At 46.9% G+C, this 25407-nt stretch carries 27 protein-coding genes; 6 read left to right on the forward strand and 21 right to left on the reverse strand.

The features are described 5' to 3' along the window. Positions 1-3: 3 nt before the first annotated feature. On the reverse strand, positions 4-366 hold the full coding sequence (locus tag PO771_RS12210) for a response regulator (RefSeq protein WP_272559955.1): 363 nt from the start codon (positions 364-366) through the stop codon (positions 4-6). A 276-nt stretch (positions 367-642) separates the two neighbouring features. On the opposite strand from PO771_RS12210, the gene PO771_RS12215 reads away from it, so the two are divergent. Continuing rightward, the gene (locus PO771_RS12215; protein WP_272559956.1) at positions 643-846 is read left to right on the forward strand and encodes a hypothetical protein; all 204 of its coding nucleotides are present in this window, start codon (positions 643-645) and stop codon (positions 844-846) included. A gap of 389 nt (positions 847-1235) precedes the next feature. On the opposite strand, the gene mnmM is transcribed toward PO771_RS12215, so the two are convergent. From mnmM to recA, 8 genes are all read right to left on the reverse strand, one after another. Then, positions 1236-1820 (reverse strand): tRNA 5-(aminomethyl)-2-thiouridylate-methyltransferase MnmM, encoded by a 585-nt coding sequence (gene mnmM / locus PO771_RS12220; RefSeq protein WP_272559957.1) that lies wholly within the window; start codon positions 1818-1820, stop codon positions 1236-1238. Beyond that, complete coding sequence (locus PO771_RS12225) at positions 1817-2554, reverse strand: MBL fold metallo-hydrolase (RefSeq protein WP_272559958.1); 738 nt, start codon at positions 2552-2554, stop codon at positions 1817-1819. Before PO771_RS12225 ends, mnmM begins: the two co-directional genes overlap by 4 nt. Positions 2555-2639: 85 nt before the next feature. Next, positions 2640-3506: a 2-oxoacid:ferredoxin oxidoreductase subunit beta gene (locus tag PO771_RS12230; RefSeq protein WP_272559959.1), complete on the reverse strand. Its 867-nt coding sequence runs from the start codon at positions 3504-3506 to the stop codon at positions 2640-2642. 1 nt (position 3507) lies between these two features. Further along, entirely contained in the window at positions 3508-5244 is a 1737-nt protein-coding gene (locus PO771_RS12235) for a 2-oxoacid:acceptor oxidoreductase subunit alpha (protein WP_272559960.1), read from the reverse strand. Positions 5245-5787: 543 nt separating this feature from the next. Next, positions 5788-6048: a stage V sporulation protein S gene (locus PO771_RS12240; RefSeq protein ID WP_057899231.1), complete on the reverse strand. Its 261-nt coding sequence runs from the start codon at positions 6046-6048 to the stop codon at positions 5788-5790. Positions 6049-6201: 153 nt separating this feature from the next. After that, positions 6202-7743 (reverse strand): ribonuclease Y, encoded by a 1542-nt coding sequence (rny, locus tag PO771_RS12245; RefSeq protein WP_272559962.1) that lies wholly within the window; start codon positions 7741-7743, stop codon positions 6202-6204. Between the two features lie 213 nt (positions 7744-7956). Further along, positions 7957-8640 (reverse strand): RecX family transcriptional regulator, encoded by a 684-nt coding sequence (locus PO771_RS12250; protein WP_272559963.1) that lies wholly within the window; start codon positions 8638-8640, stop codon positions 7957-7959. A gap of 76 nt (positions 8641-8716) precedes the next feature. Continuing rightward, positions 8717-9772, reverse strand: coding sequence for a recombinase RecA (gene recA / locus PO771_RS12255; protein ID WP_272559964.1), 1056 nt, complete (start codon positions 9770-9772; stop codon positions 8717-8719). Positions 9773-10040: 268 nt separating this feature from the next. On the opposite strand from recA, the gene PO771_RS12260 reads away from it, so the two are divergent. From PO771_RS12260 to bioA, 3 genes are read left to right on the forward strand one after another with little or no spacing between them, the layout of a single operon-like run. Next, positions 10041-10595: a biotin transporter BioY gene (locus tag PO771_RS12260; RefSeq protein ID WP_272563158.1), complete on the forward strand. Its 555-nt coding sequence runs from the start codon at positions 10041-10043 to the stop codon at positions 10593-10595. Further along, on the forward strand, positions 10592-11323 hold the full coding sequence (gene bioD, locus PO771_RS12265; protein WP_272559965.1) for a dethiobiotin synthase: 732 nt from the start codon (positions 10592-10594) through the stop codon (positions 11321-11323). The genes PO771_RS12260 and bioD overlap by 4 nt, the downstream gene beginning before the upstream one ends. Before the next feature lie 13 nt (positions 11324-11336). Continuing rightward, positions 11337-12716, forward strand: coding sequence for an adenosylmethionine--8-amino-7-oxononanoate transaminase (bioA, locus tag PO771_RS12270; protein ID WP_272559966.1), 1380 nt, complete (start codon positions 11337-11339; stop codon positions 12714-12716). Between the two features lie 52 nt (positions 12717-12768). On the opposite strand, the gene PO771_RS12275 is transcribed toward bioA, so the two are convergent. The 12 genes from PO771_RS12275 to PO771_RS12330 all read right to left on the reverse strand — a co-directional run bounded on the left by PO771_RS12275 (position 12769) and on the right by PO771_RS12330 (position 23909). Beyond that, positions 12769-14361, reverse strand: a complete 1593-nt coding sequence (locus tag PO771_RS12275; RefSeq protein WP_272559967.1) for a DEAD/DEAH box helicase — start codon at positions 14359-14361, stop codon at positions 12769-12771. Further along, a complete protein-coding gene (locus PO771_RS12280; RefSeq protein WP_272559968.1) occupies positions 14362-15606 on the reverse strand; it encodes a competence/damage-inducible protein A in 1245 nt (414 codons plus the stop codon). Positions 15607-15646: 40 nt separating this feature from the next. Beyond that, positions 15647-16225, reverse strand: a complete 579-nt coding sequence (gene pgsA / locus PO771_RS12285; protein ID WP_272559969.1) for a CDP-diacylglycerol--glycerol-3-phosphate 3-phosphatidyltransferase — start codon at positions 16223-16225, stop codon at positions 15647-15649. Then, positions 16226-17599, reverse strand: a complete 1374-nt coding sequence (rimO, locus tag PO771_RS12290; RefSeq protein WP_422664946.1) for a 30S ribosomal protein S12 methylthiotransferase RimO — start codon at positions 17597-17599, stop codon at positions 16226-16228. A gap of 238 nt (positions 17600-17837) precedes the next feature. Further along, complete coding sequence (locus PO771_RS12295) at positions 17838-18692, reverse strand: helix-turn-helix domain-containing protein (protein ID WP_272559972.1); 855 nt, start codon at positions 18690-18692, stop codon at positions 17838-17840. A 32-nt stretch (positions 18693-18724) separates the two neighbouring features. Next, positions 18725-19522 (reverse strand): DUF3388 domain-containing protein, encoded by a 798-nt coding sequence (locus tag PO771_RS12300; RefSeq protein WP_272559973.1) that lies wholly within the window; start codon positions 19520-19522, stop codon positions 18725-18727. A gap of 152 nt (positions 19523-19674) precedes the next feature. Further along, positions 19675-19929, reverse strand: coding sequence for a DUF3243 domain-containing protein (locus PO771_RS12305; RefSeq protein WP_272559974.1), 255 nt, complete (start codon positions 19927-19929; stop codon positions 19675-19677). A gap of 91 nt (positions 19930-20020) precedes the next feature. Then, entirely contained in the window at positions 20021-20761 is a 741-nt protein-coding gene (ymfI, locus tag PO771_RS12310) for an elongation factor P 5-aminopentanone reductase (RefSeq protein ID WP_272559975.1), read from the reverse strand. 21 nt (positions 20762-20782) lie between these two features. Beyond that, positions 20783-22075, reverse strand: a complete 1293-nt coding sequence (gene yfmH / locus PO771_RS12315; RefSeq protein WP_272559976.1) for an EF-P 5-aminopentanol modification-associated protein YfmH — start codon at positions 22073-22075, stop codon at positions 20783-20785. Then, positions 22075-23355 (reverse strand): EF-P 5-aminopentanol modification-associated protein YfmF, encoded by a 1281-nt coding sequence (gene yfmF / locus PO771_RS12320; protein WP_272559977.1) that lies wholly within the window; start codon positions 23353-23355, stop codon positions 22075-22077. Before yfmF ends, yfmH begins: the two co-directional genes overlap by 1 nt. 60 nt (positions 23356-23415) lie before the next feature. Next, on the reverse strand, positions 23416-23580 hold the full coding sequence (locus tag PO771_RS12325) for a hypothetical protein (RefSeq protein WP_272559978.1): 165 nt from the start codon (positions 23578-23580) through the stop codon (positions 23416-23418). 140 nt (positions 23581-23720) lie between these two features. Continuing rightward, positions 23721-23909, reverse strand: a complete 189-nt coding sequence (locus PO771_RS12330; RefSeq protein WP_272559979.1) for a hypothetical protein — start codon at positions 23907-23909, stop codon at positions 23721-23723. 204 nt (positions 23910-24113) lie between these two features. Here PO771_RS12330 and PO771_RS12335 point away from each other — a divergent pair, with 204 nt between their 5' ends. Continuing rightward, entirely contained in the window at positions 24114-24701 is a 588-nt protein-coding gene (locus tag PO771_RS12335) for a TetR/AcrR family transcriptional regulator (RefSeq protein ID WP_272559980.1), read from the forward strand. 59 nt (positions 24702-24760) lie between these two features. Then, on the forward strand, positions 24761-25405 hold the full coding sequence (locus tag PO771_RS12340; RefSeq protein ID WP_272559981.1) for an efflux RND transporter periplasmic adaptor subunit: 645 nt from the start codon (positions 24761-24763) through the stop codon (positions 25403-25405). Positions 25406-25407 lie beyond the last annotated feature (2 nt).

A 25407-nucleotide genomic window follows, 5' to 3' on the forward strand; every position in this document is an offset into this window, starting at 1 on the left:
ATATTAACCAAGCACTTTTTTGATTGCTTCAATAACGCGGTCTTCCTGGAACGGCTTCACAATAAAGTCACGTGCACCGGCCTGAATGGCCTGTACAACCATGTTCTGTTGACCCATCGCAGAACACATAATAATTTTAGCGTTCGGGTCCAATGCGCGAATTTCTTTTACCGCTTCGATTCCATCCATCTCTGGCATTGTAATATCCATCGTTACCAAATCAGGCGTAACCTGCTTGTATTTCTCAACTGCTTCTAGGCCATTCGCTGCTTCTTCCGCTACTGTATATCCATGCTTTGTAAGAAATCCTTTAATCATCATTCGCATGAATGATGCATCATCCACAATCATAACTCGTTTACTCATCCGTGTTCCTCCTCATTCTCTGCCTAATTTATATACCAATAAGAATAGTTAGCGTCTGTTGAAAAGGTATCTAATCACTCCACTAGGAGATTATACCTATTATTTCCCATTTTTTCAACAGAAACTGGATAAAAAATTATCTTTTATTACTTCAGTATGATGACTTTTACTGGTTTGGTCAATAACCAATCGATGAAAAAATTAGCACCCATACTGCAGTATCTGGCGGATATACTACATGTACGCCCCGAAAAAACCTGGAGGTGACCGTAAGTAATGACCAATAATCACGACCTATTCAGGAACAAACGTGACTTTGCCCGTGCTGAGTTTGCAACTGAGTTATACAAGCCACCGGGAAAACCGCGTGCTCGTGAAGCTCATACGCAGACAAATCAGGATACACCACGCAATGCCGGGTTTAAAAATGTAAAGGTTCCTTTTCAGCAGAAGGCTGGTCTACCAGGAAACCGGGCATAAAATACATGAGGCTGTCTCAAAAGCTAGAATGAGGCAGCCTCTTCTTGGTGAAAGTTTTTCCCAAAGTATGGTGGAGGAGTGGGATCGGGTGGGGCCTCGTCACTTCGGTATGCTCGCTACGAAGTAGGAACTTTCCGCTTCAGGTGCCAGATGAACTCGCCCACAAAAGAGAACCCACGATGTATTTACATCGAAGGATTGTGGGCAAAAACCCGTTCACCTGACCCCTTCCGCTGGGGATCGCATACAGGCGTTCCGTTGCCCCACCCGATCCCACTCCTAACACACTTTGAGTAAACACCATCAAGTAATATCAAGATGCTGAGCTTCGCTATGCAGGTAAAAATAAGGAAGCAAGTTTCCAAAAACCAGTTGCGATCGAATACATTCTATTTTTTTTCGATCGCAATAATATAAGGTGGTCGATTGTCCGGGTTGATGTAATCGTAACGCAGAACAAGATATTCTGTGATCGGCAACGACTGTGCATATGCCTCGATCTGTGCCGCTTCCTCCTCACCACCATCGTGTCCGCGATAAATGACAAGTACAATCATGCCCCCGCGTACAAGCTTCTCACGTGCAGCCTGTATAGCTGTAAGAGTCGATTCAGCCTGTGTAATCATGGTTTTGTCCGAGCCCGGCAGATAGCCAAGATTAAATACAACAGCCTGTACTTCCTCTTTAATATGAACGATCTCCGTATGTGAAGCATGATACAGACGTACTTGCTTCTCAACCCCTGCCGTAGCAAGCCTGTCTGCTGTCGCAGCCACCGCTTGTTCCTGCACATCATAAGCATATACGAGGCCATTCTCGCCAACCAGTTGAGCTAAAAATAGCGTATCATATCCGTTCCCTGCTGTCGCATCGACAACTGTATCGCCTGGTCGCACACGTCCTGCAAGTAGATGATGAGCTACTTCTGTAATACGGGGCAGCCGCTCCCGCCGCTCCTCTATTTTCTGTTTCATAGTTCGATCACCTGTCCAATTTCAGCTAGTTCCCATACACCACTGTATCCGCCGGAGGCTGCGTCCTGTCTGTATTGCTCCCGTTCGACATCAGGCGACTGGTGCGTAATCAATAACCGTTTTGCCTTAATCTGCGCAGCCACCATAGCAGCTTCCTGCGCCGATAGATGACTGCGTTTGCCTGTCGGTACCCGATCAGTCGTAAACGTTCCCTCACAAATAAACAAATCACAGCCATGGGCAAATTCCCAATTCGTATCCGGACCGGAATCAGCCCCATATACAATCGTATGTGTGCCGTCCGTTATATGCATCGCATGACAAAGCGGTGGATGTGCAGTCTGGTAAAACGTAATCTCTACACCTGCGGCACGAATTGTCTGTCCCTGCCCGACCACATACAGACGGGTATAGTTCTGGTACGTCATTTTCTCGGCCCATGATTTGGGCTCAGCTGGCCCATATACAGGAAGTACCTGATTTCCTCGGCCCATAATCGATGCCATCAGCAAACCATATTGCACAATTGGCATATCACACACATGATCATGATGGTAATGAGACAGTAGTACAGCATCTAGTTCTTCTATTCGTATGTAATTCATAAGTTTGGCATAAACGCCACTCCCGCAGTCGATCAGCAGCTTGCCACTTCCCGTATCAAGCAGGTAGCCTGCTGTCGCTCCATTCGGGCCGGGGGCAGGCGATTGACAGCCTAGAACAGTCAGCTTCATGTTGATCCTCCTTTCAAACCATTTCTTCTTTATGATAACAAAAAACACCGATCCCTCAAAATGAGGAATCGGTGTTGCTGTTTTCTTACATGAATTCAGCCATAAGCTTCTGGAAGCGATCTTCCGTAAGCGTCAGATCTTGTTTTACAAGACCTTCTTCGCGGAAGCCTGGTACGAGTGCTTCATATGGCTTACGCTCAGTGTTTTGATAGATCAGGCCATTTACGAGACCTTCTGTTTCCATCAGGATACGCATTGCCGCAATGCGGTCATGTGCATCGTAGCCTTCAACGTCACTCAGGTTTTTCACATGTTCTTTGAACCAGTCATATGTGTTTACTTTATTGAACGTTACACAAGGACTGAATACGTTAACGAGAGAGAAACCTTCGTGCTGAATCGCTTGCTCAATCAAGCTAGTCATGCCTTTAAGGTCGCTTGACAATGTTTGCCCAACGAATGTAGCACCAGCCGCAATTGCCAGCTCAAGTGCATGCATCGGACGCTCAATAGAACCTTTTGGCGTAGATTTCGTAACAAATCCCTCTTCAGAACGAGGAGATGTTTGGCCTTTTGTCAGACCATAAATATGGTTATCCATAACAATGTACGTAATGTTCATGTTACGGCGAATCGCATGAATCGTATGGCTCATACCGATCGCGAAGCCATCGCCGTCCCCACCGGATGCGATAACAGCCAGCTCGCGGTTTGCCATTTTAACACCCTGTGCAATCGGAAGGGAACGGCCATGTATACCGTGCACACCGTATGCATTGATGTAGCCCGAAATACGTCCTGAACAACCGATACCAGAAATAACAGCAAGGTTCTCAGGCTCTAGACCCACATTCGCAGCAGCACGCTGAATCGCTGCCTGCACGGAGAAGTCTCCACATCCCGGGCACCAGTTCGGTTTTACGCTATTGCGGAAGTCTTTAAACGTTGCCATATTAGAACAGCTCCTTGCATTTATTATAGATCTCACCAGGCAGGAATGGGTTACCATCGTATTTCAGAATGCTTTCGATCTTCTCTGCCATTCCTACGTGCAGCTTGATCTGGTCAGTCAGTTGGCCAGTTGCATTATGCTCAATGACGATAACTTTTTTCGCTTTTGCCATCAGTTCTTTCATTTCTTGAGCCGGGAACGGATGGATCAGACGAACGTGAGCTTGGTTTACTTTTTTGCCATCAGCTTCGAGGCGTTCTTTTGCTTCAGTAATTGTACCGCGTATACCGCCCATACCTACTACAAGCACATCCGCTTCTTCATGAGCGGCTTCTTTCCAAACTGGAGTATCCACTTTAAGGTTATCAAGTTTGCGGAAACGTTTGTCCATTTGTTTTGTCCGGATGATCGGATCTTCTGTCGGACGACCTGTTTCGTTATGCTCAACACCTGTTACGTGGTGAATGCCGTATTTTTGGCCTGGAATCACACGTGGTGATACCCCATCTTCTGTTACTTCATAACGCTTGAACATTTCAGCATCTGATTCTGGAAGTTCTTGTCCGCCCATGAATTTACCACGGCGAATTTGAACACGGTTCATGTCGAACGGCTCAGATGTTTGCTTACCAAGAGAAAGCTGCAGGTCTGTCAGCAAAATAACTGGAACTTGGTATTCCTCTGCAATGTTGAATGCTTCTACTGCATCGTAGAACGCTTCTTCTACTGTACTTGGAGCAAGTACCACTTTCGGAATCTCACCGTGTGTGTTGTAGATCATCGCATTTACGTCAGATTGTTCTTGTTTTGTTGGCATACCTGTAGATGGGCCGCCACGTTGTGTATTTACGATCACAAGTGGTGTTTCTGTAATCCCTGCAAGACCGATTGCTTCTGCCATCAGAGACAGACCAGGACCTGCGGATGCTGTCAGTGTACGAACACCGCCATAGTTACCGCCGATTGCCATTGTTACCGCAGCAATCTCATCTTCTGTCTGGATAACTGTACCGCCAAACTCTGGCAGCTTCTTAACAAGGTATTCCATAACTTCAGAAGCCGGTGTGATCGGGTATGCCGGCATGAAACGACAGCCTGCTGCGAGCGCACCCATTGCGATTGCATCGTTACCGATCATGAACAGACGTTGTTTGCCATCTGCTGGCTCTAAACGCAGTTCTTCAATCGGACCGCCTGCTTCTTTATTTACGAATTCAGCCCCGCGTGAGATGGCTTCCATATTTTTCTCAACAACTTTGGCGCCTTTCTTGCCAAAGATTTCTTCTACTACATTTTTAAATGATTCAACTGGCAGTCCGAGCAGTGCAGTAGATGCCCCGATCGCTACCATGTTTTTCATAAGAGATGTTCCAAGCTCTTCTGCAATCTCTGTGAACGGAACTGCGAACAGACGCGCACTTGATCCTTCCGGCGCTTTCGGGCCGAATTTTGCATCTGCAATGATAACACCACTTTTACCCAATTCTGGGCTGTTTACATCAATGGTTTCTTGGTCAAATGCCACGAGGATGTCGAGAGAATCCGCAATCCCCTGTGCTGGCTTTGTGCTTACACGAATTTTATTATTCGTATGTCCACCTTTAATGCGGGAAGAGAAGTGACGATATCCATACAGATAATAACCAAGACGGTTCAGCGCGATTGCGAAAATCTCGCCCGTACTGTCAATCCCTTCACCTTGTTGTCCTCCAACTTTCCAAGAAAGTTGACTAATCATGAACTCCACCCCTTCAAGACGATAGATTGCTCGCTCTTTTCAGCTGAAAAGTGTATCAATTTTTAAACAGATACACTACAGTGTTGAGCCTCTTCCAAGCAAATAGGTCACGAACTATATGTATCTATTTAAAAATATGAACAAATTGTGTACTTCAAACTTTCCTCATTGTAGTCCTCTACGTAGTAAATTTCAACCCTTACATTAATTTTTCTTTCAGAAATTCCACATTCGCACAGAGATAAAATAAATGACCCCTTTTTTTCTTCTCCCCTTGCTACATCAACATTTATCATTGTTGTATAACAACTTCTCACCCTGTTTTAGTACATTCCATTTTATTGTGTACGCAATCACTTGGTTTTATAATCCAATCTCTCTATACTTTTTGACCATTTCTTCACATTTTGATGGTGAGCTTGTTTTTGAAACACATGATTTTTGGAAATAAAACAGCAGAAAAAACGGTAAAACAGAAAAACACCTTTTCATTCTTTTCGAATAAAAAGGTGTTATTTTCCTAAAATATGTTTCAAACCTCTGTTATCTAGGTTCAACAATCAGCTTAATTGCGGTCCGTTCTTCCCCTTCTATCATGATATCCGTAAAAGCTGGAATGCAGATTAAATCAACACCACTTGGCGCTACAAATCCTCGTGCAATTGCAACAGCTTTGATTGCCTGATTAAGTGCCCCAGCGCCAATAGCCTGCAGTTCCGCAGCCCCACGTTCTCGAAGAACGCCAGCTAAAGCACCAGCAACGGAGTTCGGATTCGACTTTGCTGAAACTTTTAATACTTCCATCTTGTGACCTCCTTGGATCGATTGATCATTATCACCACTACTTTATTCACAGCATGTAAAAATCATTCCATTCTTCCTACCAATCAACACCTGATCTAGAAGGGAGAAAAATAAAAGGAGCTTCCGTATCGTAATACGGAAGCTCCTGCTCTTTTATTTCGCATATTCAACTGCTCGTGTTTCCCGAATGACGGTTACTTTAATATGTCCCGGGTAATCAAGCTCATTTTCGATTTTTTTGGTGATATCTCGCGCCAGTCTATGGGCGGCAAGATCATCAACATGTTCCGGTTTTACCATAATGCGCACTTCACGACCTGCCTGAATCGCGTACGATTTCTCAACGCCCTCGAATGACTCGGAAATTTCTTCGAGTTTTTCCAGACGACGAATGTACGTTTCCAGCGTTTCGCGACGTGCACCCGGACGCGCAGCGGACAATGCATCTGCTGCTGCTACGAGCATCGCAATTACAGATGTCGGTTCACAGTCGCCATGGTGAGAGGCAATACTGTTAATTACAACCGGATTTTCTTTGTATTTCTTCGCTAATTCTACCCCAATCTCAACATGGGAACCTTCTACTTCATGGTCAATCGCCTTGCCGATGTCATGCAGGAGACCTGCACGCTTCGCAAGGATCTGGTCTTCTCCCAGCTCAGCTGCCATCAACCCGCACAAATGTGCGACCTCCATGGAATGTTTGAGCACATTCTGTCCGTAGCTTGTGCGGAACTTAAGTCGACCTAGAATCTTAATCAGGTCAGGGTGCAAGCCATGAATTCCCGTCTCAAAAGTAGCCTGCTCACCGTATTCGCGGATGCGTTCATCCACTTCACGGCGGGCTTTTTCCACCATTTCCTCAATACGGGCCGGATGAATACGCCCATCCGCCACCAGCTTCTCCAGCGCGGTTCGTGCGATTTCTCGACGAACGGGATCAAAACCGGATAAAATAACCGCTTCCGGTGTATCATCAATGATTAAGTCGATACCTGTTAGCGTCTCAAGCGCCCGAATGTTGCGGCCTTCACGACCGATAATTCGACCTTTCATCTCATCATTTGGCAGGGAGACAACGGAAACAGTCGTTTCTGCCACATGATCGGCAGCACAACGCTGGATTGCCGTTGTAATAATCTCACGTGCTTTCTTATCAGCCTCTTCTTTTGCTCGCTGTTCAATTTCTTTCGCAAGCATAGCGGCTTCATGTCGTACTTCGACTTCCACCTGCTGAAGAATAATCTCACGCGCTTCTTCCTGCGTCAAATTCGAGATGCGCTCTAATTCGGTAACCCGGGATGTGAGCAGCTCTTCTGCTTTCACATACATCTGGTTAATGGATTGTTCACGGCGCTCAAGTTCTACTTCCTTACGCTCGTACTGCTCCATCTTCCGATCAAGAGACTCTTCTTTCTGAAGAAGACGTTTCTCTTGGCGCTGACTCTCATTCCGACGTTCCCGCAACTCTTTCTCAGCATCTGTTCGCAGCTTATGAACTTCGTCCTTCGCTTCGAGCACCTTTTCTTTACGAAGTGCTTCCGCTTCCTTCTCGGCATTCTCTACGATCTGACGAGCAGCCTCTTCAGCGCTCGAAATTTTTGCTTCGGCCAACGATTTACGAACAACGTAACCAATTCCCGCTCCGACCGCCAGAGATGCAAGTGCGATAAGAATTACAATTCCTAGTGTCATTTTTTCTGTCACCTCCTTGCATCTGAGGTCTTGTTTTAATTGTTTACTTTTTACATTACAAGGTTCAGTAAAAACGAAACCGTTCACACGGCTTCTGTGTGTTTTGTAAAACCTTATTGCAATCAGATGCATATCCGCCTTCAAGACAAATATACATTTTTATTTTGCCATCATGACGCAAGAATGTCAAGAATGGGCAAGAATACCCCTATTTTATTGCCCATTTTTTTCCTCATAAAGATCACAAAGTACCCGATTAATCGTGTCTAATGGAAATCCCTTACGCTGTAGAAAAGCACCTGTTTTACTCCTCATCTCAGCATGCGACACAAACGTTCGGCGAGCGTTTTTCTTCTGAGCACATATAAGGCAGGCCTCATATTCCTCATCACGATCAAGCTCATTCAACGCTTCAGTGATCAGACGCTTGTCTATTCCTTTATGGTGCAATTCCTGCTGAAGCAAATGACGTCCACGCGGTTTCAAGCGCATTCGCTCTTCAATCCACTGTTTGGCATATAATCTGTCATCAAGATACTTCCGCTCGACAAAGCGTGCTACGATCTCCACGGCAACTTCATCCGAAAAGCCTTTACCAAGCAAATATCCCCTCAGCTCTTCCATCGTCCGGGGCCTATGTCCAATATAGCGCAGCGCATACTGTTCAGCACGACTGCGTTCCTCTGCTTCAAGCAATTCCCGCATATCCGCTTCATTAAGCTCTGCTCCTTTTGTCAGCCGATATTTAATCAGCACATCTTCGTGGAGCGCAAAGGCATACTCTTCATTGATATACACATTGATGCGCTGCTTATTTCGCTTCTGTCGCTCAAGTCGTGTAATACGACCCGGGCTGTGCTGCACCCTTTCTTGCTCTGGATGCTCTTGTTCCTCCATACTTTTCATCCTCCTTTACTCTCCTATTCAAACAAAAAGCTGCCCGATTACCAGGCAGCTTTTCTGCATACAGCTTTTATTCAAGATCAAGCGAAAACTCTTCATTTTCACGATCTTGATCTGCAGGAGGCACAACTACCTCCTGATCCAGTGCGTAATGCTCGCGAATCTTTATCTCGATGGAATGCGCAATGTCTGGATTGTCTTTTAAAAACTGCTTTGAGTTCTCACGTCCTTGTCCGAGACGTTCTTCATTATACGAATACCAGGCCCCGCTCTTATTCACAATATCCAGTTCGGTGCCAATATCAAGCAGACTGCCTTCACGAGAGATTCCCTCACCGTACATAATGTCTACTTCGCTAATTTTAAACGGCGGTGCTACTTTATTTTTGACAACCTTAATCTTCGTCCGGTTACCAACCATGTCATTTCCCTGCTTTAATGTCTCTACACGGCGCACATCGAGGCGCACACTCGAATAGAATTTCAGGGCACGTCCACCTGGTGTGGTCTCCGGGTTACCAAACATCACGCCAACTTTTTCACGAAGCTGGTTGATAAAGATTGCAATCGTCTTCGACTTATTAATCGCACCGGCAAGTTTACGCAGCGCCTGTGACATCAGACGCGCCTGTAAGCCAACGTGTGAATCTCCCATCTCGCCTTCGATTTCGGCTTTTGGAACAAGCGCAGCTACCGAGTCGACTACAATAATATCGACTGCACCAGAGCGAACGAGTGCTTCCGCAATCTCAAGCGCCTGCTCCCCTGTATCTGGCTGGGACAAAAGAAGTTCATCGATGTTAACACCGAGCTTACTTGCATATATCGGATCCAGCGCATGTTCTGCATCAATAAACGCAGCTGTGCCGCCCGTTTTCTGTACTTCTGCGATTGCATGCAACGCTACTGTCGTCTTACCGGATGATTCCGGACCATAAATCTCAATAATACGACCGCGCGGATACCCACCAATCCCTAATGCAATATCAAGAGCGATAGAGCCACTCGATACAACTGATACTTGATGGCTTGCAGCGACCTCTCCTAATTTCATAACAGAACCTTTACCAAATTGTTTCTCGATCTGGCGAAGTGCCTGATCAAGTGCTGCCTTGCGATCGGACAAAGCAATCGCTCCTTCCTCTATATCAATATCATAATAAATGAACAAACTTAATGTACTTTTATTTTACCTCTTTTCTACCTAGTTGCCAAGCTTTTTTTACGAACGTTCATTCGCTTATTATCATTTATTTGAATTTTTTACCATATAATTGTTAACCTTATTTATTTTTTGGTTGACAAAAGAGTTGCTGATTTTTATGCTAAAAAAGAATTTATTTGTAAAGGAGGTCATTAACTTGACTACTCGTTCGACACTTTCGGCTACCGGAATGGTATTAGCTGCGATGTTTGCTGCCCTTACAGCTGTTGGGGCTTTCATCAAAATCCCCGTACCGGTCGTCCCATTTACACTTCAAGTTCTATTTGTCTATTTCGCAGGCTCTTTACTCGGCAGCCGGCTTGGATTTATCAGCCAGCTGGTATATGTAGCGATTGGTCTCGCAGGCGTTCCTGTATTCACAGAAGGTGGGGGCATTGCCTACATACTCAAACCTACGTTTGGCTATCTCATTGGATTTATCGGTGCCGCCTATATTATCGGGCGCATGATTGAAACAAAACCCGCACCGCGTCTGCGCGATTTTATACTGGCTCATTTTGCCGGACTTGCCTTCGTCTATCTAGCCGGTACTTCCTACCTGTATATAGCAATGAATTTTATCTCTAACACGCCCTTTACTCTCTGGCAAACATTTTTGTACGGGTTCGTGTTAGCTGTTCCAGGAGACATCATCCTCTGCCTGATTGCTTCGGTTATCGCTGCCCGTGTCTATCGCCAGCTCGCCCCATTTCGGGCGCGAATGAAAGGAACGATTCAAGCATGAGTACATATAGTTTATTCATTACCGGAACAGATACCGGCGTCGGCAAAACACTCGCCACTGCCTGTCTGACTGCTTTACTGAATGAATCAGGAGTCAATACGATCCCGTATAAGCCCGTACAGAGCGGGGGAATTGCAACAGCGGCTGGCTTACTTGCAGAGGATGTTTTGTTTTACCAGGATGTTTGTAGCCTGCCATACACCCAATCACAACTGTGCAGCTATTGCCTCGAACCTGCTTTCTCTCCTCATCTAGCAGCACGAGAAACAGGCGTACATATCGAGCCTGCTCACATACACACACAATTCCATCAACTCGCCCGCTCACATGATGTTGTGCTCGTTGAAGGAGCTGGTGGGCTCGCTGTGCCCGTTGCAGAGACCGACAGTGGATTGTATATGACGACCGATCTCATTCGCGAGCTGCACCTTCCGCTTCTGCTGGTCACGCATGCAGGACTTGGCACGATTAACCACACGGTGCTGACCGTTGAATATGCCCGCTCTTATGGACTTACAGTTATCGGACTTCTGGTCAATCAAATGCCTGCAGTGCCGACGATTATGCAGCAGGATAACATACGAATGATCGAAAAACTAACCGGCGTCCCCGTACTCGGGACCATACCTGAATTGACAGATGCGAGCCCATCAGGTGTTCGCCAGGCGTTACCGGATCTCACACAACATATTCAACTTGAAACGATTCTTCAAAAAATAAAAGCGTAGGGAGGAACGGACAATGACATATACATGTACTGAATTAGAAGCATGGGACAAGGACTATGTCTGGCATCCTTTTACCCAAATGAAAACATACAAACAGGAACGCCCGCTCATTATTGAGCATGGCAATGGCAGCTATTTGTATGACGTAGAAGGAAAACGCTATTTAGACGGGTATTCATCGCTCTGGGTAAATGTTCACGGTCACAATCATCCCGAGCTGAATCAAGCTCTCGCGGATCAGGCCCAACAGATCTCTCATTCTACCTTACTTGGAGCCGCAAATGTCCCCTCGATTTTACTCGCTAAGAAGCTGGTGGAGCTAACACCGGATGGACTTACTAAAGTGTTTTATTCCGATTCTGGCTCGACTTCAGTCGAAATTGCCTTGAAAATGGCCTACCAGTATTGGAAGCTAAAGGATGCTGAACGGTATGCGAACAAAAATAAGTTTATTTCCTTACGTGAAGCCTATCATGGGGATACAATCGGTTCAGTTAGCGTAGGGGGAATGGACACCTTTCACAAGATTTTTAAACCTTTGTTATTTGAGCGCATCGAGATGCCCGCTCCCTACACATATCGCATGACAGAAGACAATGACCCAGAGGCATGTAAGGTTCATTGTTTAACCGAACTCGAAGCAATCTTACGCGAGCATCATGAAGAAGTCGCCGGGCTGATTATCGAGCCGCTTGTACAGGGGGCGGCGGGTATGCTGACAGCTCCAGATGGTTTTTTACATGGTGTACGCGAGCTTTGCACTCGCTATAATGTGCTGATGATTGCAGATGAAGTAGCCGTTGGTTTCGGACGTACCGGCACATTGTTTGCCTGTGAGCAGGAAAATGTCCAGCCGGATTTAATGTGTGTAGCCAAAGGATTAACAGCTGGCTACCTGCCGCTTGCCGCCACGCTTACAACCGATGACGTATACAATGCATTTCTTGGGGAACCGCACGAACTAAAAACATTTTTCCATGGTCATACGTATACGGGCAATCAACTCGCCTGTGCTGTAGCCTTAAAAAACATCGAGCTTCTAGAACGTGACGATCTAATCAAGACGCTGCACGAAAAAATCAGCTTTCTCACGCAGCGTCTTGCAGCTTTTCGTGATCTCCCTCATGTTGGGGATGTGCGACAGCGCGGCATGATGATTGGCATCGAGCTCGTGCGTGACCGCGTGACAAAAGAAGTGTTCCCTTCGTCTCTCGCAGTCGAACACCGTGTTATTCTTCATGCCCGCCAAAATGGCGCCATCATTCGTCCACTCGGTCCTGTCATCGTACTCATGCCTGTACTGGCCATGAGCATCAAGGAGTTGGATGAACTACTCATAATTACGTATGAAGCAATTAAAACCGTAACAATTGAAGTAGAGCAAACAATATAAGACCATACAAAAAGGAAGCTGCTCATCCAGCTTCCTTTTTTACATGATCGATTTAGTCTCGTTTATTTCGCTTTGTGCGTGGCTTTGCCGGTTCGATGTTGACACGTTTCCCTCGCAGACGAGAATGACGCAGGGCTTCATAGATAAATGGTGCAATCTCTTGTGCTACTTCAAAGAACGTGAAGTTCTCAAACACATCAATGCGACCGACTGCCTTCGTAGAAGCGCCGACAAGGTCAGCAATTTCCTTACTCAACTCTCCCGGATTAATGTCCGCTGTTCGACCAAGATTAAGGAAGAAACGGACCATTCCTTTCGAGGCCCCTGTATCGCCAAAATCATACGCTTCTTCTTCTGCAGATGATACAGATGAAGAGAATGCGAGTGACAGCGCAGCAACCGCGATTTTCTCAGGTGGATACTCCGCTTGCAGTTGCTTAACAACGTCAGCATACGGCGTTACGTCCGCATCACCTTCCATAAGTGCAATGAGCTGCTCTTTCCAAATGGACTGCTGCCGCTCCATGACTTCTTCGAAAGACGGAACATTACGCGACTGCAAAGTTGTTTTTGATACCTTCTCAATCGTGCGCAGCTGTTTCATCTCACGCGGCGTAACAAGCGTCATTGCAATCCCATGGCGACCGGCACGACCTGTACGGCCAATGCGGTGGACGTAACTTTCCGGGTCCTGTGGGATATCATAGTTTACCACATGAGAGACGTTGCCTACATCAATCCCACGCGCCGCTACATCGGTTGCGATTAGCAGCTCAATGGTTGAATCCCGGAACGACTGCATCACTTTATCACGTTGCGCCTGGCTTAAATCGCCGTGCAGGCCACTTGCCATGTAACCGCGCTCCTGAAGCGCTTCAGTCAGCTCATCCACGCCGCGCTTCGTACGACAGAATATAATGCCAAGTCCAATCTCTTCACTATCAAGAATACGGCACAGACTCTCGAGCTTGCTTCGTTCAAACACTTTGTAATAAACTTGCTCAATGTTTGGCGCCGTTACTTCCTTACGCGTGATCGTCACGGTTTCTGGATTGCTCATATATTTACGCGACAGACGCAAAATCTCCTGCGGCATCGTAGCGGAGAACAGAAGCGTCTGGCGCTCTGCTGATGTTTCCTTAATAATCGCTTCAATGTCTTCCTGAAAACCCATGTCAAGCATTTCATCAGCTTCGTCAAGCACTAGCATGCTTACTTGATCGAGTTTTAACGTTTTGCGGCGCAGATGGTCAAGCACCCGACCTGGTGTACCGATCACAACATGCACGCCCTGTTTTAGCGCACGAATCTGATGCCCAATGGACTGACCACCGTAGATCGGGAGTGTGCGCACCCGCTTGTACTTTGCAATTTTACGCAACTCACCGGACACTTGAATAGCCAGCTCACGTGTCGGTGTGAGAACGATTGCCTGCACGACATTGCGATTTGTCATTTTTTCAATGAGCGGAAGGCCAAATGCAGCTGTCTTCCCCGTTCCGGTCTGAGCTTGTCCGATCAAATCGCCACCTTCAAGAATCTTTGGAATACATTGTTCCTGAATTGGTGATGGTTCTTCGAAACCCATATCATGAATGGCCTGCTGAATCGTTTTGTGCAACGCAAAATCAGAAAAATGTGCCATTTAACAACCACCCTTTTTTATTCGCTCAAGCGTCGCAAACAAAGCATGTTTAGCCGCACGTATTTGAATGCCCGCTCGTGTGCCAGACAGCTGTACGTTCATTACGCGTGTGCCATCTGCACTGCTTACACCAATGTATACGAGCCCGATCGGTTTATTTTCTCCCGCAACAGGTCCTGCTTCACCTGTAATAGAAACTCCATATGTACTGCCCAAACGTACGCGCACCTCATCTGCCATAATGCGAGCTGCTTCTGCACTAACTGCACCTTCGGAAGCAAGCACCTCATTCGGTACGCCAAGCAAATCATGCTTCACTTGATTCGTATAACAGACGATACTCCCACGCAATGCAGCCGAGCTGCCCGGTACGGATGTGACCATCTGACTGACAAGTCCTCCGGTTACACTTTCAGCGAATGCTACCGTTTCTCCACGGTTTGCGGCAAGCTGTACAAGCACAGACGCAAGCGAATCGCTATTATACCCATAAATATATGAGCCGACCCGCTTCTCAATCTGTTCTTCCACGTTCTCAATCATCCGAACTGCTTCTGCTACATCTGCAGCCCGGGCTGTCAGGCGAATGGTTACTTCCGCATCTGCAGCAAGCGGCGCAATGGTCGGATTCGTCTGGCTGTCAATCAGATCCATCAATTCCTCTTCGAGAGCGGATTCCCCGATTCCAAAGAAGCGAAGTACCTTCGAATGAACGACGACATTCTCATTCATGCAGGAGAGAATATGCGGCAACCCATACTCGGTAAACATCGGATACAGCTCGCGCGGTGGTCCCGGCAGCATGATAATCAACTTGTTATCGTACTCAATTGCCATGCCTGGTGCCATACCGTGATCGTTTGGTAACACGTGGCTTCCTTCCACAACGAGCGCCTGCTTGCGATTGTTCTCTGTCATCGGAATGCCGCGTCGCTCAAAATACTTCTCAATTCGCGCCATAGCCCCCGCATCTTCTACCAGCGGGCGGCCAACAACACGCGCCACCGTTTCTTTCGTAAGATCATCTTTTGTTGGACCAAGTCCCCCGGAAAATAAAAGTACATCAGATCGTTCAAGCGCCTGCTCAATTACGCTGTACAGCCGCGCAGCATTATCGCCCACAACCGTATGATAATACATGCCAACGCCAACTTCCGCCAGCTTTTGCGATAAAAACTGGGCATTTGTATTGGCAATCTGTCCAAGCAAAAGCTCTGTCCCCACCGCGATAATTTCCGCTTTCATATTGATGCAATCCTCCCAGAAGGCATCTCCAGCCTACACGCTACGCGAGCGGGATGACCTGTTTATTTTTTACAAAATATTCAACGCCGGATACAATCGTCATGATTACCGCCAGCCAGACCATAATGGTCGCAAACGGAATGTGCAAGGCTTCAAACGGGAAGTTCTGCAAGATCAACGAAGCTACGGCAATAATTTGGAACACCGTCTTCCACTTACCAAGCTTACTAGCTGAAATGACGAGCCCTTCAGCCGCTGCCACAAGCCGCAAGCCCGTTACCGCAAACTCGCGGCTGATGATGACAACCGCCACCCACGCATCAAGCCGCTGTAATTCAACAAGCGAGATCAACACAGCCGAGATGAGCAATTTATCTGCTAATGGGTCTAGGAACTTGCCGAGATTCGTCACCATCTTGCGAGAACGGGCAATGTAACCGTCAAGCCCATCTGTAATGGCTGCTACGATGAAAATGAGCGCGGCAATGAACTCGCTATATGAAATATACACGGTTCCTACTTTAATGCCACCTAAATGCTCAAACCGTACAAGCAAAAACAGCATAACGACCGGAACAAGAAAAATGCGTACGAGTGTAATCCGGTTTGCGAGGTTCACCTACACAACCTCCCCCGCCAGATCAAAATCGTACGAGTGCGTAATACGAACCGCAACGATCTGGCCGAGCTCACCTGTATAGCCCGTTACAAACACTTCTCCATCAATTTCACTTGCATCAAACTGGGAACGCCCCACATATACATCGTTCTTGCCATCGTAGCTTTCGATAAGCACCGGAACGGTTTTACCAACAAAACGACCATTGCGCTCTGCCGCAATTTCACGTTGTACTTCCATCAGTTCATTCGCACGACGTTCGATTATGTCTGCTGGAACTTGATCTGGAAGCTTTGCTGCTGCCGTGCCTTCTTCCTGGGAGTACGTGAATACGCCTAAGCGATCGAACTGAATGTCATGCAAGAACGCTTTAAGATTCTCGAACTCTTCCTCGGTCTCGCCCGGAAAACCAACAATAATAGACGTACGAAGCGCCACATCTGGAACAGCTTTCCGAATTTTAGCGACCAATTCACGAATATCACGTTGACGCCCTGGACGGAGCATACGTTTCAATACCGCATCTTCGCTATGCTGAAGCGGCATATCAATATACTTACAAACTTTCGGATTGGAAGCAAATTCTTCAATCAGCTCGTCCGTGAAATATCCCGGATAAGCGTAATGCAGACGAATCCATTCAATCCCTTCCACTTCTGATACTTCACGCAAGAGCTTGTGCAGCACGCGTTCACCATACAGGTCAAATCCATAGTTCGTAGAATCCTGGGCAATCAAGTTTACTTCTTTAATACCCTGTGCTGCCAATTCCTTCGCTTCTGCTACAATAGATTCAATCGTGCGGCTGCGGAATGCGCCACGCAACTGCGGAATGATACAGAATGTGCATTTGTTGTCGCACCCTTCGGCAATTTTGAGATAAGCCGAATACGTACCAGCCTCAACTTTGCGACGGGCTGCATTTTCGTAAGAAAAGGCCGGGTTTCCGACAAATACCGGCTTCTTGCCTTCGAGAGACTCTTCAATAATACGTGTAATTTTATCAAAATCGCCAGTGCCGACGATACCGTCGATTTCCGGCATTTCATTCATCAATACTTCTTTATAGCGCTGGGTTAAACACCCGGCTACAATGAGAGATTTAAGATTTCCACTTTCTTTCAGATCTGCTACATCGAGAATCGTATTGACAGATTCCTCTTTCGCGGCATCAATGAAGCCACATGTGTTAACGATGACAACATCGGCTTCCTTGGGGTCCTCGACGAGAACATAGCCGCGCTCATCGATCAGCTGTGACATAATATCAGAGTCGACCAGGTTTTTTTCACACCCTAGGGTGATAATCGCGACTTTTTCTGCTGCTGTTTTTTCCACTGTGTATTTCCTCCGTCCACGGACAAACCTGTCCATTTTTCCACCTACAAGTATAATATACCGATAAATCACATGTCAAAAGAAAGAGAAGCGCCAGTATTCGAAGGAAGATTCTAAGATGAACACAGAAGGGGCTGTTCCATCGTGCCGATGGAACAGCCCCGCTTCTATACATCGATAACAGAGCTGCTGTATCAAAAATTTGTGTAAAACGCGGGACCGCCACCAAACTTTGCGGCAACCACATCCCTTTACATCAAATTATGGAATAGATCTACTTCCGTACAATCTTAATCTTTTGCGAGCCGCTCTTACGCGCCCCTGATGTGTCAACAGGCTGACCGTTCACAAGCACATCTACATCACGAGCACGAACGATGCTAAGCCGTACTTCGCTTCCCTCTTTCACTTCGAAATCCCGGCTTTCTCCTTCGTTTAAAGTAGCTTGATCAAGCATACCGTTCTCATTGCCTACCGACATCCAGTGCGCTCCTGTTTTTACAGTGACCTTCACTTTAACCGTCTGTGCTCCTGTTAGATCGTAATTGATCGTAGAACCTGTTTTCGGAGCTGGCGTCAGTTTGCCATCTGCAGCCGGCTGTGGAGCTGGTGCCGGTGTCGCTGGTTTCGGTACGGCTACTTTCTCCGGTGGCGGTACTGGCATCTTGCTTTTATCAGCGGCCGGCGTACTTGGCTGTGTCTTCTGAGTTGGCGCTTGCGGCGCAGCATTTTGTCCATTCAGCCATTTGATCGCCCCCCCAATGACTACAAGCACGAGAATCACGAATAAATACAGCAAAACACGCGACATCCATTTACCACTGCCATCGCTGCCTTCCTTACGTGGCTGACGCGACTGACGCAGCGGAGTTGGCGCCTCTTCCACCTTAGGCGGGCTTGGCAGCTCAGAACCGTACTCAGAAAGAAGCTGCTCCGAATCAAGCCCAACTGCTTCAGCATAATTTTTAATAAACGCACGGGCATAAAAATGTCCCGGGAGCACATCAAAGTTCCCGGCCTCAATCGCCTCGAGATAACGGCGCTGAATTTTCGTTATCTCTTGAATGTCGGTAAGCGACATTCCTTTATCCTGTCTGGCTTTCTGTAATGCCTGTGTGAGCTCAGACACTGTATCCACCTCCTACTTTTCCCATCCCCGTTCTACGGGATATCAAAACCGGAAAAGCCTGTCTCAATATTTTCATACGTAATTTCTTCATCTGGATGATTGCGCAGTTCAATAATGTAGTCAAAATCCGTCAAATCATATTCTGTCTCACGCACGAAGACATCCGGATGCTCAATAACTTTCGTGTACGGCATACGAAGAATTTCGCGCATGAGCGTCACATGTTTCTCTGTACTCCGCATCGTTGATACAATTCCATCAATCATATAAATATGCTGGCCGCTCATCTCATCCATTGTCAACTGATTGCGAACAGTCTGGCGAAGCAGCGTGGATGAGATGAAAGTCCAGCGCTTATTGGCTGATACACAGGCAGCAACGGTTGATTCTGTCTTCCCAACCCGTGGCATGCCCCGTACTCCAACAAGCTGATGCCCGTCCCGCTTAAAAATTTCAGCCATAAAATCGACAAGCACCCCGATCTCTTCCCGTACAAAGCGGAATGTTTTCTTATCTTCCGCATCGCGTTCGATATAGCGACCGTGACGAACGGCCAGGCGATCGATTATAGTCGGCTGCCGCAATTTGCGCAGCGTAATGTTTTCCACTTTTTCAAGTGCGCTTCCAAGTAACTCAATTTTTTTAGCGTCGTCTGTCTGAACAAGCATCCCACGACGACGATTAATTTTACCGTTCAGCGACTCCACTCCGTTAATCGTTACAATATTGATGGATAACATACCAAGGAGGGAAGCGACGTCCCCGAGCAAACCGGGTCTATTTTTATGAATTTCGTATTCAAGATACCAATCCTGCTTTTCTGGTTCCATCTTGCGCCTTACGCCCTTTCTCACCTGTTCTTCTTCCATAACGACATTATTCTACACTAAAAAATAAAATTCTTCCAACATAAATAAGGAAAGACGCAAGGAAAACTTGCAAAAATAGAAAATCCCCTCCAGAAAAGAGGGGACAGCCCGCATTACTGCTTTTTGTTTTGCACGTAGTTGATCATAACACTTGCCATTGCGCGGCGTTCCTCATCGTTCCCTGCATCCCACAGTTCTTTCAGCAGACGCTCCTCGTCATTTTTCGGATCTACCTGATTGGACAGGTAGGTGCCGATCTGGTATGCAGCATTTTCCATTGTATCGCGATTCATACCGCTGTTTGCTGCCTGTGTCACACGGCTGGCAAGAAAGTGTTTCCAGTCATCGAAGCTCTCAAGGATTGACATGTAACTTCCTCCTTCATGTTGGCATTGCAGGGGGTATGCTTCCCCTCCATTTGTAAGGTGCCACACGCCTTTCCTTTTTATACACGATGGGTCAGCAAATCCAGGCACCGTTTGGACTGATCACCTGGCCGTTCACGTATGCTGCTTCCTCCCGCGCCAGAAACGCTGCCACCGCTGCTACTTCTTCCGGTGTGCCCGCTCGCCCGGCGGGAATATCGTCTGCAATCGCTGCTAACTCGTCTGGGCTAAATGCATTTGCCATCATCTCAGTCGCAATCATCCCCGGCGCAATACAGTTCACCGTAATGCCGGATGGCGCTACCTCCTTGGCAAGTGCTTTCGTAAACGCAATCACCGCGCCCTTAGCTGTAGAATACAACACTTCAAAACTTGCTCCCGTTAATCCCCATACAGATGAGACTGTAATAATACGTCCAAATCCTCGGCGAACCATATCCGGTACGGCCTGGCGGGCACAGAAAAACGGGGCACGCACATGCACATTCATCATGGTATCCCACTCCGCTCCGCTCACATCCTGAATGAGTCCATAACGACTTATGCCCGCATTGAGCACGAGAATATCTGGCGTGCGAGACAAACCCGCTTCCCAATCCGCACTCCCATCTGTCTGCGAAAAATCAGCTTGTATCAGTGTGACATGCGCACCAAACGTACGGCAGCGATCGGCCACACACTCTGCCTCTTCCCGTGCCCGATTATAATGAAGCACGAGATCATATCCATCCTGCGCGAAGCGGACGGCCATTGCCGCCCCAATTCCCCGGCTCGCACCTGTAATACCTGCAAGCCTCCGCTGGCGTTCCTCCACTGTCTCTCTCCCTCTCTATATCTACTGCTTCGTCTCAGACGACGTCACGATTGACACGGAAAACTGCTTGAAGTCGACATGTTCACGCAATCGCTCGTTTACATCAGCAAGCGTAATTGCTTCTAGCACATCCACACGGCGGAACAGATCCGTACCACCAAATTTATATTTCGTAAAGGAGTTAGCAATGAACTCCACCGAATTCAATGACCGTAAAAACTCCCCGATTTTCTTTTTGCGTGACAGTTCAAATGACTCTTCATCAATTCCTTGTTCCACAATGTGTATAAGCTCCGTCCGAATAGTAGACACGAGCGCATCTGGATCTTTTGTATCGCCGCCGATTACCGAAAACCCATACGCCACTTCTCCTGAGTAATCTGCACCAAAGCTATCCGTAATCAACCCTTCATCATACAATTTCTGATATAGGGCTGAACTCGGACTAAATAGTACATCCATCACAATCTCGGTCGTAACTTCTCGCTTTAACAGAGCTTCTCCTGTAAGACCCGGCTCCTTGTCCTTGAAGCCAAACATGCACTTTGGTACCCCAACTGGCAGGTGAACGACAGAACGCTCCTGGGCTACAGAAATCGGCTCCTCTGGATAAAAGCGCGGGATCTCTGCCTGTTTTTGATACGGCTTTGCAGCTTGATTGCGGCGCACAAGTTCGATCATTTCATCCGGATTTACAGCGCCCACAATAAACAACAGCATATTGGACGGATGATAAAACGTGTTGTAGCAATCATACAGTAGATCTTTTGTAATCGCACTGATTGATTCGACCGTTCCCGCAATATCGATTTTGACCGGATGATGATGATAAAAGTTCGCAATCAATCCGAAGTACACCCGCCAGTCGGCATCGTCATCATACATACGAATTTCCTGGCCAATGATTCCTTTTTCCTTCTCTACATTCTCATCCGTAAAATGCGGGTCCTGCACAAAATTCAGCAATGTCTCTACATTATGCGGCACATCCTGCGTGCTTGAGAACAAGTATGCTGTTCGATCGAAGCTAGTAAAGGCGTTGGCAGATGCGCCGTGTGCCGAGAATTCAGCAAACACATCGCCTTCCTCCTGCTCAAACATTTTATGCTCCAGAAAATGGGCAATACCGTCCGGCACATGCATCCGCTCTTTGCCTGGCTGTGCGAATTCATTATCAATCGAACCGTATTTCGTTGTAAACGTTGCATATGTCTTACTGAAGCCCTGTTTCGGCAAAATGTACACCTGCAGGCCATTCGGCAGTTCTTCGTAATATAACGTCTCATTCAGTTGTTCATACTGTACCGTTTTCATCAGGCTTCCCCCTTACCGCTCAGGAAATAAATCGTGTCGATCTGTACCTGCTGGGCAACACGCGCGATGTCTTCTTTCGTAACGGCCTGAATCGCTGCCAGCGTTTCTTCCAGCGTCCGGCGTTTACCCGCGATGCGACCGTTATAATCCATGCTGGCAATTGCAGATGCACTATCTTGCGTTTCCCGCAACTGGTTAATGAGCATCGCCTTCGTCTGATTAAGTTCGAGATCGCTTATATCGCCACTCGCCATCATCGCTAGCTGCTCTTTAATGATACTAAGCGCCTGCTCGTAGTTAGCCGTTTCAATCCCGGACATAATCATACATAGCCCCTTCTGGCTTTCCAACTGTGAGACTGCATAATAAGCAAGCGATGCTTTTTCCCTCACATTCATAAACAGCTTGGAATGCGGAAAAGCACCGAGCACACCATTATAGACCATAAGGGTGACATAATCACGATCAACGTATGTAATGCCAGTACGCAGTCCAATGTTAAGCTTGCCCTGAGCCACGTCCATTTCTTCTTTCACCACATTCGCTGTTTCGGGGGCAGATACTTGAACCATCGTTGGAAGTGCTTGCCCTCCGTAAGCTGGTAGCGACAGATGGCGATCAATCAATATCTGTACCTCATCCGGGTTCACATCCCCTACCACATACAGGTCAATCGGATACGCTGTCAAAACATGCTGATATAACTCATACAGCGACTGCGGCGTAATCGCACTAATCTCTTCCTTACGCCCATATACAAGCAGGTGATACGGTTCTCCCTGACACATCTCTTCTACAAGACGCTGGTTCGCATACCTCATTTTATCATCAATTAATCCTGCAATCCGCTTCGTTAGCGCATCCTTCTCAAGCGCCACGAACTTCTCGGAGAACGCACCATTCTCTACTAGCGGACGCAACAACACATCTCCAAAGAAAGCGACCGCCTTCTCAAGCAACGGTTCTGCCTCATGCAGAAATTTTTCATTCGCCACTTCGAGATACAGCTGAATAATTTGACGTTCGCCTCGCTTCATCACTCCCGTGCTAAAAACAGCGCCGTATAACGCATCAAGATGACGCTGAAGGCTCGCTGGGTCAGGGTGATTCGCTGTCCCACGCCCCAGTACGTTCGGCAGAAGTGCTCCCTTCGTTACGAGTTGTTCATCAAGCGGCAGTGCGATGTTCATAAGGATCGTCGTCGTTTTAAATTTATCAGTCGGCAATATATGTACGCTGCGACCTGGGTTCGTATGGCTTACAAATGTTAGTTCACTCATCTCGTCGCTCCTTTCTCTCTTCCGTTATTGTACCCCATCTGGAAAGGTACACCAACACTGCTATAAATCAGACGTATAGAAATGTTCTTCCTCTTCCTGACTTTCCGCCTCAGTCATCGCATGCATGCGACCACAATTAGGTTCTAAGCACAGCATCCCCACCAGATTGCGATCCTGATAGGGCATCCCCTGCTGACTTCCGCAATACGGACACTTCCATGCCATAAATAAAAACTCCTTTCCGATCATACTATTTGTAGTCTGTACCAGGAAAGGAGTTTTAAACAGTATTGTACACCTGTTTTGTTATGCTTATTTGTCGAAACGTTACTTATCTCGTCTATTCTTGCGCTTCCCCGGGAAATTTATTGCTGCATATTCGTATCAGGCGTAGCGACAATAAGCGAATCGAGTTGACGTAACCAGCCGTTAGAAGCGCAAAGATCAGCTTCGATCTCTACTAAATCTGTTGTTGTATTTAACAGCCTAGCCAATTCCCTTACCTCTACGCATCCCTTCTCCCATACGATCGATAACAGTTCATTTCTAAACATAGTATGCCTCCTCTCTTATTGCACTGCCTGTATTACTATTTTCATCATACTTTATTTTGTATGAAAATTTTGTCTTTACATGTCAAAGCCTTTTCACTTTTTTATGCCTTTATTCGGCAAAGTCTTGACAGCAGCTTTTCCACGTTTTACAATCCATGCAAGTGCATACTTACATGAAAAAAATAAAAATAAGGAGCGAGGTAATTGGAAAGCACGCCCAACGAGACACGCGAAAAAATCTTACAGGCTACCATTACACTCATGCGTGAAAAAGGAATAAAAGCGATGACTACCCGATCGATTGCAGAAGCTGCCGGGGTGAATGAAGTAACACTATTCCGTCATTTTGGAAATAAAGCCGGTTTGATCGGGGCAGCAGTCGCCACCTTTTCTTATGTACCTAGCATTACAAAAGCGTTCCGCGAAACGATTACGTGGAATCTTGAACACGATCTTTATTTGTTTAGCAAGGCGTATTTTGATGTAATGGAGCAAAACCGTGATGTGATTGTGATCGGCTTCAAAGAGGCAGATCAGCTACCGGAACTTCAGGAGGAAATCGCCAAAATTCCTCGCCAGCTCAAAGATCTGCTCATCGAGTATTTAACCGAAATGCAGCGGCGCGAGCATGTGATTGAGACGGACATCGAAGCACAAGCCATGCATTTTATCTGGATGAATTTCGGTTATTTTATTTCCCGAGCACGGTTTCAACAACGAATCACGATGCTTACGCATGACGAATTTATCCGCAGCTGCCTGCATATACTCGCACGCGGACTGACTCCATAATTTTTTTACACATCATGCAAGTATGTACTTGCTTCACTGTATACCAAGGGGGAATTTTGATGGACAAAAAGAAAGTGGCCCGCACGCTAATCGGAGGCGTGATTGTGGCGGCGCTCGGGATAGTCGGGTATTACGGGTATGAGGATTACTACTATGTCAAAACTGAAGACGCGGCTGTAACCGGGGATATTTACAAAGTAGCGTCCACGATTCCAGGTAAGATTGCCCGGGAGACATTTGAAGAGGGCAGTCAGGTAAAGGCGGACGATATTTTGTTTGAACAGGAACAGACGAATGTCGGCAGCGTAGATAATGCTTTCGTTCGTTCTCCGATCACAGGTGTTGTGCTGCAAAAAATCGCCAAGCCGGGGGAAGTCGTCGCAGCAGGCAGTACACTTGCAACAGTTGTTAGCAAAAAAGATTTGTACATTAAAGCCAATATCGAAGAGACAAATGCAAATCGAATTAAGATTGGACAGCCTGTTGATATTGAGATCGACATGTATCCAGGCACGGTATTTCACGGCAAGGTCAAAGAAATTATGGAGGCAACACAATCTGCCTTTTCTCTGCTTCCGCCGATGAATACCGGGGGCAACTTCACCAAGGTCACCCAGCGTGTGCCGGTCAAGATCGTGTTTACAGACGGCCCGTACGATTTCAAGCCTGGATTGAACGCTGTCGTGAAGATTCATGTGCGATAAGG

The sequence above is a fragment of the Aneurinibacillus uraniidurans genome (assembly GCF_028471905.1).
Taxonomy (GTDB): domain Bacteria; phylum Bacillota; class Bacilli; order Aneurinibacillales; family Aneurinibacillaceae; genus Aneurinibacillus; species Aneurinibacillus uraniidurans.